Origin of the sequence: Acinetobacter sp. YZS-X1-1 (assembly GCF_000804305.1) — a bacterium.
Taxonomy (GTDB): Bacteria; Pseudomonadota; Gammaproteobacteria; order Pseudomonadales; family Moraxellaceae; genus Acinetobacter; species Acinetobacter variabilis.
Genome location: NZ_JWHB01000038.1, coordinates 1 through 10,113, shown reverse-complemented (window position 1 = coordinate 10,113; position 10,113 = coordinate 1). Strand labels below are relative to the sequence as shown.

Genomic DNA, 10,113 nt, shown 5'->3' with positions numbered 1-10,113 from the left:
CTGTTTGTTTGGCCTACATGGTGTCACTGAAATCGATTACACGGCTGATGATGAAGAAATCATGAACCGTACCGGGTTTGTCGGAGAATCAATATTCTGAGTGAGAAGCACTGCTTCGCAAGGTTCGATGACAAAATTAAAATATACCCCTGAAATCAGAGAAAGAACGGTTCAATTATTGATTGAATCTGAAAAAGATTATCCATCGAATTCGGCTGCAATCACAGCAATTGCGCCTAAGATTGGTTGTACTCCTGAAACACTACGTGTTTGGTATCAAAAGCATTTAGATCAACAAAATCCTATTAAAGTACAACAGATATCTGATCAAGAAAAAATGAAGCAAATGGAACGTGAAATTAAAGAATTAAAATGTGCCAATGAAATTCTACGTAAAGCAGCCGCTTTTTTCGCCCAGGCGGAGCTCGACCGCCTACACAAATAATGGTGGATTGTATCCATAACAATAAAGACCTATCTGGCGTTGAGGCTATTTGTAAGATTTTACCGATCGCAGCTTCAACCTATTACCGAACTTTAGATCTCGCTGACAATCCAGAACATCGAGCGAAACGAGATCTACATGATGAGCATCATGCTGAACAAATTAAACGAATTTGGAAAGAAAGTTCAGGTCGATACGGTGTGCGTAAGGTCTGGCAACAATTGAAACTTGAAGGCTATGTTATTGCACGTTGTATTGTGGTTCGCTTTATGCAGAAGCTAGGTATACAAGGTGTTGGGTGTGGTTAAGAATAAACAAAATCTTGAAAATTTTATTGAAGTTATTCTTTTTAGGATTCGTACGGGCTGTCCATGGAGGGATTTACCTGCTTCTTTTGGAGAACCAAATTCCATATTCAAGAAGCTTTCCCCATAGTCAAAAGACAATAACTTATTAAAAAATATTAAAGTTAATTTGATCTGATGCTGATTCGGAATAGGTGTCTAATGATGCCCGTAATGTGAGAGCTCTGCAGCACGCTACAGGAATCAAGGATCAAGCAATCTCAAAAAGTATCAGTGGAAACAGTTCTAAAATTCATTTGGGGGGGATTCTAATGGGAATCCTGTTTAGTTTCTAATAAAGGATGGCACAATACACGATATAAAAGTGGCATAGAACTTAGTTAACAACATAGACCTAAATAAGACAAAAATTCTCTATGCTGATAAAAGGTATGACTCTGAGTCATTGAGAAAACAGATAGAAAATACTGGTAATAAAACCAATATTTCCAAAAAATCTAATACGCTTTCAAATAATGATCATATGGGTTGTTATTTTTATAAAATCAGGCATTTAATTGAGAATACCTTTGCAAGGCTAAAGCAATTTAAAGTAATCGCCACACGCTATGATAAATTGGCTCAAAACTTCTTATCAGCGATCTACCTGGCTTCAACAATCATCTGGCTTAATTAATGACACGCCCTAGTAATTTTAGAAATAAATTTACAGATAAGATTAAAAGTTCTAAAACGATTTTGTTGCACGAAACTACTTTACTCTTAAAGGCTTCTTTAGCAATATAGTTTCCAGGACACCTACATCTAGAATCCACCCTATAACCAATTGGTCCTCGTATAACTAAACTTTAATCAAGCGAGGAAATATATCAATCTGGTTTGACCCTAAGACCCAATGGTATGCACAACCACAAAGCAAGCACGAACGAAATCAAACTTATTCCGATAAAGCCATTAAATGCTATTTAATGATCAAATCCTTTTTCCATCTTTTTTTATTCATGGCCACAGGCTTTGTTCGAAGTCTAATTAAACTCTGTAGCTTGAATTGGAGAGTACTAGATTACTCTGTCCTCTGTAGATGACAAAAGCATATTGATATTGCGATAAGCTATTAAAAAATTCGTGATAGGTTACTGATAAGTTACACCTATTCATCGACTCTACGGGTTCAAGATCTTTAGGTGAAGGTGAATGGAAGCGTAAGAAACATCACCCAGAATACCGTCGAATGAGATAAACTTATTGTATAGATGTTGAAACCATGCAAATTGGAGCCGTTCACCTTGCGACAAATAATGTGAGTGATTCACAATTACTCAGGATTTGCTGGACCAAATTCAGTCAGATGAGCGAATAGATTCTGTCTATACCGATGGGGCGTAAGACATAAAATGCTGCAGAGAAGTGATTTCAGACCGATGAGCACATACTGTCATTACTCCAGAAAAAAAAATGCAAAATTCTAAAAAGATCAAACAACAGAATCTTTAGAGAAAAACGAATTATTAAAAACAGTCAAATGTCTAGGTAGAGCTGTTTGGAAAAAAAGTCAGGTTATCATCGATGCAGTTTGATTAAAACCAAGGCGCATTGCATTAAATTATTAGGAGATGAGTTGACGGAAAAACATTTTTAAAGTCAGGTATGAGATTCATCTACGGGTAGCAGTTTTGGATAGATTTACGAAATTAGGCAAACTTTATACCTAATTTGCCTAACTTAGGAAGGATCTATCTCTAAAGCCTATATGCAATAGAGCCGTTTTTCTTCTATAGTCCTTACCACTTGTATTTTTAAGAACATATATCTCCAAAAGTGTAGCAAGTTGCTACACTTTTTTCTAAATAAGGTCTTTACCAAAAATATCATTCAGTCTTTCACGAATACTTTGAACGAATTCCGGATTATTTTTAAGTTTATGCTTCATGTTTCGTTTAAAGTCATTCAGTCCTATACCAATTTCAGCAAAATCCATTTGGAATAAAGTGTCATTAATGACAATATTTGCTTGAGAGTCAGTGAGACACCCTACTTTTTTAAACCACTTCTTGAACTGCTGATAATTTTCATCATTATTAAAAATATACCAGGAACGTACATTCATATCGAATTTAGCACCTAACTCTTTTACGAATACATTGTCTTCAAATGGAACATCAAGATAGATTTTTTCAATTACTGCCATTTCATCCGGTGCTTTATCAGCAATCCGATGATGCAGTTTAAAATTCACACCTACAATTGGACGGCCTTTCTTAACAGTTTCATACTCTAATTGTAGATCTGTATTTTCGTTAATTTCTGCCACTATTTTGTCTAATACATAGCGCCTGAAATCTACCCAACGATCATATTTTGTTTCATTAATATCAATCAGTGCTTTCAAATTTTCTAAAAGTAATGGAACTTCATAACTCTTCTGGTTGGCATACTTGAATTCGTTTTTAATGAAATACGTATAAAGACTCATACTGGCAACAGAATCAAGGGCGAAAAGATGTTTTAGCTGATAGGTAGTAAAATTTCCCCCAGCTAGTTGAGTAAAATACGGTAATACTTCACTGGTAAAACGAATCTGAATTGCATTTTTAGAGTCATCTTCCCATCTTAACTCACGGATAATGGGAACGACAGAATGTACTTTTTTAGTCTTTCTCTTACCATTATCAGCAGGCTCCTCAATAATAAAATGAGCTACCCGGGATGAAAGCTCTTTATAGATCCGATCTATTGCAACATTAATTGAGTTACGTTTATTTAATCCTAGTAAATCTGCCAAATCATCCTTATACAAATAAATATAAGTTTGTTCGGTAATTTCACCATCTACCCTATTTTTCTCACTATAATTTGCAACCGCCATTGCATATAGAAGTGCCTTATATTCATTGGATGACAACTCGATTGGGCGAATTAAGCGGTTACTGGTACTGACAACGCCATTATGGCGAATGTTGCCTATACAGTAGGGAATATAATTCGTTTCTTCTTGCAATGGTTCAGATTCTGTCATAACCGTGATATTTATAATTTGACTTAGTTTTTATATACAAAAGTGGAAAAACTTTCAAGACTTTCACCACAAGATTCTAAAAGTGGAAGGTCCGTCATCAAAAAAAAGCGTTATTATCCGGTTTTTTGCTTTTAAAGTGGAATTTAATAAAGTATTTCCACCCTACAGTGACAGACCTTCCACCTTTAGCCCTCGAAATTACAGTTTAGAATGACTATTTTTACTTTTTTTCACCCACATTCAGATAGGTTAAGTTAAATAGAAACCCTGATGTGACAAGGCTTCCACCTTTCAGTTAGATTTGAAAGGTATAACTGCACATATAATCATCAGGAAATATCCAATAAAAACAGATTATCCACAGGTCAAAAATACACAGTGACAACCTTTCCACCTTTAAAGCTTATTTACGGGACTTTATTAACAACCTAAATTATTGTTTTTTTAATATATTTTTTTAAAAAACAGCAGTTTAAAAAGTAGCAGTGACAAACCTTCCACCCTAGTGACAGACCTTCCACTTTACAGTGACAGACCTTCCACTTTACGATGACAAACCTTCCACCTTAGAGTGACAGACCTTCCACCTTACGGTGACAAACCTTCCACTTTACGGTGACAAACCTTCCACTTTTAAAGAAATAAGTATTTGTTTTATATAATAAAAATATGCTCTTAATTATTAATTAGCTAAATAACTAATTATTCTAATTATTAATTAAGCTAGCCTAGTTAAAGATTTATTTTTTAAGCTGTTTTACATCTGAACAAATAGGATTTATAAATTTAAAAACTATAGTAAGATGAGTGAAAGTTATTTATATTACTAGACATTCAAATACGGAAGCATCTGACACGCATGTCTGCAAAAATTATTACTGTTGCTAACCATAAAGGCGGATGTGGCAAAACAACGACTGTTGTGCACCTCGCCTCAGAACTTGCCAATCTGGGCAATAAAGTTTTAGTCATTGATTTAGATCCTCAAGCAAACGCAAGTTTACATATTGGGATCCAACATCCAAGCGAAATTGTTGTGACTACAGCAGAATTACTGGTGGGCGATATTTCGTTGTTGGCAGATGCATTACAAGAAGAAACGAACTTTGAAAAAGTATCATTAATTTATGGTTCCTTGAATTTAGGAAAAACAGAAGACCAACTAAAAGAAGAAGCTCCCCGTCCTTCTGAAGAGTTAAAGATCAAGCTAGAACTGTTAAAAGATCTTTATGACTTCATATTGATTGATTGTCCACCTAGTCTTAAATTATTAACCAGCAATGCGCTGGCATCTTCAACCCATGTCATTATCCCTATCGAATCCGGATCACAATATGGACTGTATGGGGTAACAGATCTTTTAAACCATCTTGAAAAGATCAAACGTATTAATCCAGATTTAGAGCTTTTGGGCGCTTTACTGATTAAGCATGATGAACGTCAGAATGTTTGTAAACTGATTCGGGATGAAGCCTTGAAACAGGTGGGAAAAATTTTAGAAACCACCATTCCTCAAAGTACTAAAGTCAATCAAGCAGCAATTCTGCAACAATCACTTTTGAAAGTAGAAAAAAATTCAAAAGTACGTAAGGCTTTTGAAAGCCTTGCCAATGAAATTGTAGCGAAAGTTTAAACCTGAGAGCATTATGGCAAGCACCAAGGAGCTTTTAGCTCAGAAACTGAAACAGAATACAGAAAAACACCAGCAAGCACAGAAAGACAATATTAAAGAGCTAAAAGAGTTTAGACGTAATGTCCCTATTGAGGATATCAGCCGCAGTCCAAACCAGCCGCGTAAAGTCTTTGAAGAGTCACAGTTAAAGGAACTGGCGGATTCTATTAATGAAATCGGCCTCTTGCAGCCCATTACAGTGCGTAAACTGGATAATCTGAAATATGAACTGATTGCAGGCGAGCGACGCTTACGGGCGCATCAGTTACTCGGTAAGTCTGTGATTGAAGCCATTATCATTGATGCAAATAATGTAGAAGCATCTTTGTTAACCTTGGCAGAAAATTTAAAGCGTCAGGATCTAACAGATTATGAAATTTTTATTGGCCTGAACTCTCTCGATGAGAAATTAAAGAAAAACAAGCAACGTTTAGCCAATTCACTGGGTTTAAATCGCGAAGATATGTACAAGTATTTAGCGTACGAAAAGCTGCCTCAAGCAATTTTAAATGACCTTGATGTGGAACCAGGCCTGCTAGGTCGTACTGCTGCAACTGCATTCAAAAAATTTTTATCGGATCATCTGGAACAACTTTCTGAGGCCGAAACGGCTTTACTCGAAGCTTGGGAAAAAGTAAAAGACAAAAAACTTGAGCAAAGCAAAGTTACTGCCTATGCTGAAAAATTATTGAGTCAAGATCCAGAAAAACTGACCACGACATCAGTGGTCAGAAAAATTGAATATGCGGGTAAGATTGCGGGGAATATTAAACTGAATCAAAAACAGCTTAAGGTTTCTCTGAATATCTCGGAAATTGACGAAGCCAGTTTATTACAACTAGAAGATTTTTTAAAACAGCTGATTCAAAAAAGCGAAAAAGTGTAGCAAGTTGCTACACTTTTTTTAATAACCTCAAAACAATTACATTCTCATGCATTATTGAAATTTATTTTCTTCAGTACACTCATTTGTATTTGGTCTTTGAGAGACTATTGCTGCGGCCAGATATTAAATTCTGATGTTCTTCTAGCCGACCAATTTTAATTTTATAGTTATCCGGAAATGTTTTTATATCCTACATATTCACTCCCTATTTTCACGTTTTTATATGAGAATGATCAATCAATATCAGGTTTTTGATGGATAAATTTATATGCTGGTCGAACACAAATAATTTAAATTCGCTTGATGGCGGTCTTTAAATTTAAGTTATTAATGTCAGCTGGAGGACCAGCTAAGCCAAGAACCATGTTAGATAACAGACTACCGGGAAAAAGCTTACAGGATCGAGTCGTAGTAAATTTGGTAAGAAAGATGGCTTGAATCCACTTTAAATTCGGCTAGAGATTTAATGAGAATAAAATAGCAACTAATAATATATAGTTGTTGAAGTTCAGGTTTTAGTTCATTTAGCTGGTAAGTTCGAATGAATTAAATAATTTCTCTTTGGATTAAGGTTCAATCCTTATGTTCATTTGGTGGTGTCTCAAAAAGTATGCTGAAAAAAACAGGTTGGCTTTTGATAAGATAGTGAGATGCAAATAACACTAGAAATCAAATGTCCAACCTGTCTAAGTGTCAGTATAAAGAAAAATGGCCTCAAACTATATGGTAAGCAAAAATATCAATGCAAAAACTGCAAGCGTCACTTTATTGGTGATCATGCTCTTAGTTATCGAGGTTGTCATTCTGGTATAACAAATAAAATACTACACCTGATGGTTAGAGGTAGTGGTTTAAGGCATATTGCAGGCATTGAGTAAATCCATTTATCAAATTTCTCTTGAGCAAAAATATTATGAATGTCTTGAAGTTGATGAGTTTTGGAATTTTGTAGGGAATAAAAGAATAAATAATTACTTATTTATTCTTACCATAGAGAAACAGGAGAGATTGTGAATTATTTTTGGGATAAAGAGATCTAGCTACAGTCCAACGACTGAAAGAAAAGTGGAAGCAGTTAGGTATTCACTATACCCGAATTTCAAGTGATCAATGGGATAGTTTTATCACTGCGTTTAAAGATTGTGAGTAAAGTATTGGTAAGTTTTTTCACTGTAGGTATTGAAGGAAATAATTGCAAAATAAGGCATCAGATTAGATGTTGCTTTAGGAAAAGTTGTAATTTTTCAAAAAAGCTTGAAAGCCACTTTAAAGCTTTCGACTTAACCTTATTTTATATCAATAATGGCTTCATTTAATCTCAGCATACTTTTTGCAACACTACCTATTCATTTAAATCAATATAGGAATTAAAAAGTGTAGCAACTTGCTACACTTTTTAGTTGCGAACAAATCGCAGTAAATGAAATGCTGGCTTATATAGCCAAGTTCTAAAATATTAACTACAATGCAAACTATGGGATATTCAAAAGATTTTAAAGACAAAGTCATTGAGATTATGACTAGAGATAAAATGTCTGTGCGAAAAACAGCACAGCATTTCAGTGTTTCTACACGTACAATCCAACTGTGGCAAAAGTCCACAGAGCAAAAACCTATTCCTGGGCGTCCAGCTAAAATTATTGAAGCACAAATATTGGCAGATATTGAAAAATATCCTGATGATTATCAGTATGAACGAGCTGAACGTTTGGGAGTAAGTACTCATGCTGTATTTAATGCATACATAAAGCAGGAATATCACGTAAAAAAGACGTTAACTCCTCCAAAATCAGATGCTCGTTAACGAGAACAATTTAAAAATTTAATTGAAGATTTAGAACCTGAACTTTCCTTAACTTATATTGATGAAAGTGGGTTTCAGAGTGATGATACCCGCTCCCACAGCTATAATCATAAAGGTACACGAGCAGAAGGTACATTTAATTGGCAAATTAAGAACCGTTGTAATGCCATTGGAGACTTGATTAAAAATAAGTTACTGACTGTGAGTTTATTCAACTGCTCTATCACGACAGAAGTATTTGAGGGTTGGATTGAGCATGATCTATTGCCGAAATTAAAAGAGAGAAGTGTTTTTCATCATGGATAATGCGACGTTTCATAAAGGTAAAAGTCTTAAAAAATTAATCCAAGAAGCAGGCCATTACCTTGTATGGTTACCCAAATATAGCCCTGACTTAAATCTGATAGAAAAAATGTAGGCTCAAATAAAATCAGTTAGGAAAAGACTTAGAATTAAGGATATAGATTTATTATTCAAAGAACATTGCAGTAACTTATTTGGAATTTAGCTATAGTGTATAGAGGCTTAAAAAATTAATTAATTTATGTCTATGAAAAAATAAAAATAAATTTTCATATATCAATGATGTATGGTTATTTTTTATAATAAATAGCCTAAGCAATTATTAGTAAATAGATGTTTTTTGGATATGGTATAATTAGCTAAAAATCCAGACATCAGTGGTAAATTAAAATAAATCTTAAAGGATGCCAGCCTTAAACTACAGCTTTAATTTTTGTCTACATACAGCAGTCCAAGACGTTACCCAGTGTCACGTTACGGAACCGCACTCAGTGCGCTTGCCGGATTCAACAGTCTGGAGATCTTAGTATATTGCCCTATAAAGCTCATTTTATTAAAGATAATCTTTAAGAGTCAAAGGCATTCAAATGTATAGATAGGGACTGTGTCAGGAAATGTGCTAGTAGAGGTGGGCAATAATGTCTAGAATCAAGGTACGTGATTTTCTCAGTCGATTATTACGAATAGCCGCCGATTTTGTAGATGCCTTTTAATTAGATTAGACTGTCACCACTCTCCTAGACAAATTTAGTTTATTCTTTTTGCATAAATGAGAACATTATGAGTGGACAACGATATTCTCTCAGAATCACGTATCAATCATGCTGCTAAACATTCTCATTAAAACAAGGGAATGCATCTTTTTACTGATCTGTACCTTGTTTTCAATTTTCCTCTGTTCTTTAATTTAGTACTATCTTTATCACTTATGAGCACTCACTGGATTCACTGAATGAAGTATATGGAAATCAGAGATTTGATTGAGGCTGAATTAAAAAATTACAGTTCTAATCAAATGATTCCATCCGAACGGTACTTGGCATTAAAGTTTGACTGTTCAAGGGAAACAGTGCGTAAGGCCTATGAACAGCTTCGTGCCGAAGATAAAATTTTCAAACGGCAAAATCTCGGCTGGTTTGTGAGTAATAAAAAAATTCAATACTATCCAAACTCAATTGAAAATTTTCGTTCTTATATGAAGGCACAGGGTTTTAATGCCAAAACTGAACTGATCTCGACCAGACAGCTGGAGCGATTTGATCACAGTGATCTTTTTAGTGAAGAAAATCGTAAATTGGGCTTTATTGAAATTATCCGTTTACGTTATGCTGATGATGTACCAGTACTTCTAGAATATAATTATTTACCTGTTGCGCTGTTTCCAGATGTGCTGAATTATAATGTGATTACTTCGGTCCAAGACGTCATTAAAAATCACTTTCATTATAATTACACGAGTAGTCAGTTAAAAATTAAAAATACCGGTGTGTCTCATTTTGAGAGCCAGCACTTAGGTATTCCTTTAAGTCAAACCGCCACTTATATTGAACGTATTTCAAAATCAGATGATCTAGTGATTGAATATGACATCGAAATCTGGTCACAGGACAAAATTGAAATGACCTTAGATATTCAAGCATAAGCTTATATTGGCACTGTTGCAAATAACCACGAATGGTAAG

8 protein-coding genes, 3 pseudogenes and 1 other annotated feature are annotated in these 10,113 nt (G+C 34.7%); of the genes and pseudogenes, 10 read left to right on the top strand and 1 reads right to left on the bottom strand.

All coding sequences use genetic code 11. The features are described from left to right. Positions 1–127 precede the first annotated feature (127 nt). The 3 genes and pseudogenes from RJ01_RS15980 to RJ01_RS15970 all read left to right on the top strand — a co-directional run bounded on the left by RJ01_RS15980 (position 128) and on the right by RJ01_RS15970 (position 2,462). Positions 128–880, top strand: a pseudogene (locus RJ01_RS15980) (IS3 family transposase). Next, positions 403–519 (top strand) — a sequence feature (AL1L pseudoknot). (Overlaps the previous pseudogene by 117 nt.) A gap of 258 nt (positions 881–1,138) precedes the next feature. Further along, positions 1,139–1,426 carry a transposase gene (locus RJ01_RS16885; protein ID WP_224214018.1) on the top strand — a complete coding sequence of 96 codons (288 nt, stop codon included), beginning with the start codon at positions 1,139–1,141 and terminating at the stop codon, positions 1,424–1,426. 106 nt (positions 1,427–1,532) lie between these two features. Next, a pseudogene (locus tag RJ01_RS15970) lies at positions 1,533–2,462 on the top strand (IS5 family transposase). A gap of 131 nt (positions 2,463–2,593) precedes the next feature. Here the strand turns inward: RJ01_RS15970 and RJ01_RS14355 are convergent. Then, the gene (locus RJ01_RS14355; RefSeq protein ID WP_004779966.1) at positions 2,594–3,766 is read right to left on the bottom strand and encodes a replication initiation protein; all 1,173 of its coding nucleotides are present in this window, start codon (positions 3,764–3,766) and stop codon (positions 2,594–2,596) included. Positions 3,767–4,625: 859 nt separating this feature from the next. Here RJ01_RS14355 and RJ01_RS14350 point away from each other — a divergent pair. The 7 genes and pseudogenes from RJ01_RS14350 (at position 4,626) to RJ01_RS14335 (ending at position 10,073) form a co-directional block, all read left to right on the top strand. Beyond that, entirely contained in the window at positions 4,626–5,399 is a 774-nt protein-coding gene (locus tag RJ01_RS14350) for a ParA family protein (RefSeq protein WP_034171587.1), read from the top strand. A gap of 13 nt (positions 5,400–5,412) precedes the next feature. Beyond that, complete coding sequence (locus RJ01_RS14345) at positions 5,413–6,324, top strand: ParB/RepB/Spo0J family partition protein (protein WP_034171586.1); 912 nt, start codon at positions 5,413–5,415, stop codon at positions 6,322–6,324. Between the two features lie 650 nt (positions 6,325–6,974). Further along, positions 6,975–7,640 (top strand): annotated as a pseudogene (locus RJ01_RS15965) (IS1 family transposase). A gap of 149 nt (positions 7,641–7,789) precedes the next feature. Beyond that, a complete protein-coding gene (locus RJ01_RS14340; RefSeq protein ID WP_227504444.1) occupies positions 7,790–8,128 on the top strand; it encodes an IS630 transposase-related protein in 339 nt (112 codons plus the stop codon). A 21-nt stretch (positions 8,129–8,149) separates the two neighbouring features. Further along, a complete protein-coding gene (locus tag RJ01_RS16880; RefSeq protein ID WP_152606040.1) occupies positions 8,150–8,434 on the top strand; it encodes a transposase in 285 nt (94 codons plus the stop codon). Next, entirely contained in the window at positions 8,415–8,546 is a 132-nt protein-coding gene (locus tag RJ01_RS16875) for a transposase (RefSeq protein WP_376738171.1), read from the top strand. Before RJ01_RS16880 ends, RJ01_RS16875 begins: the two co-directional genes overlap by 20 nt. An 837-nt stretch (positions 8,547–9,383) precedes the next feature. Further along, positions 9,384–10,073: a GntR family transcriptional regulator gene (locus RJ01_RS14335; protein WP_004812055.1), complete on the top strand. Its 690-nt coding sequence runs from the start codon at positions 9,384–9,386 to the stop codon at positions 10,071–10,073. Positions 10,074–10,113 lie beyond the last annotated feature (40 nt).

Bases quoted from the DNA above. Each gene is read 5' to 3' on its own strand.
- RJ01_RS14355 (WP_004779966.1), bottom strand. From the start codon at position 3,766: ATGACAGAATCTGAACCATTGCAAGAAGAAACGAATTATATTCCCTAC.
- RJ01_RS14350 (WP_034171587.1), top strand. From the start codon at position 4,626: ATGTCTGCAAAAATTATTACTGTTGCTAACCATAAAGGCGGATGTGGC.
- RJ01_RS14345 (WP_034171586.1), top strand. From the start codon at position 5,413: ATGGCAAGCACCAAGGAGCTTTTAGCTCAGAAACTGAAACAGAATACA.
- RJ01_RS14340 (WP_227504444.1), top strand. From the start codon at position 7,790: ATGCAAACTATGGGATATTCAAAAGATTTTAAAGACAAAGTCATTGAG.
- RJ01_RS14335 (WP_004812055.1), top strand. From the start codon at position 9,384: ATGAAGTATATGGAAATCAGAGATTTGATTGAGGCTGAATTAAAAAAT.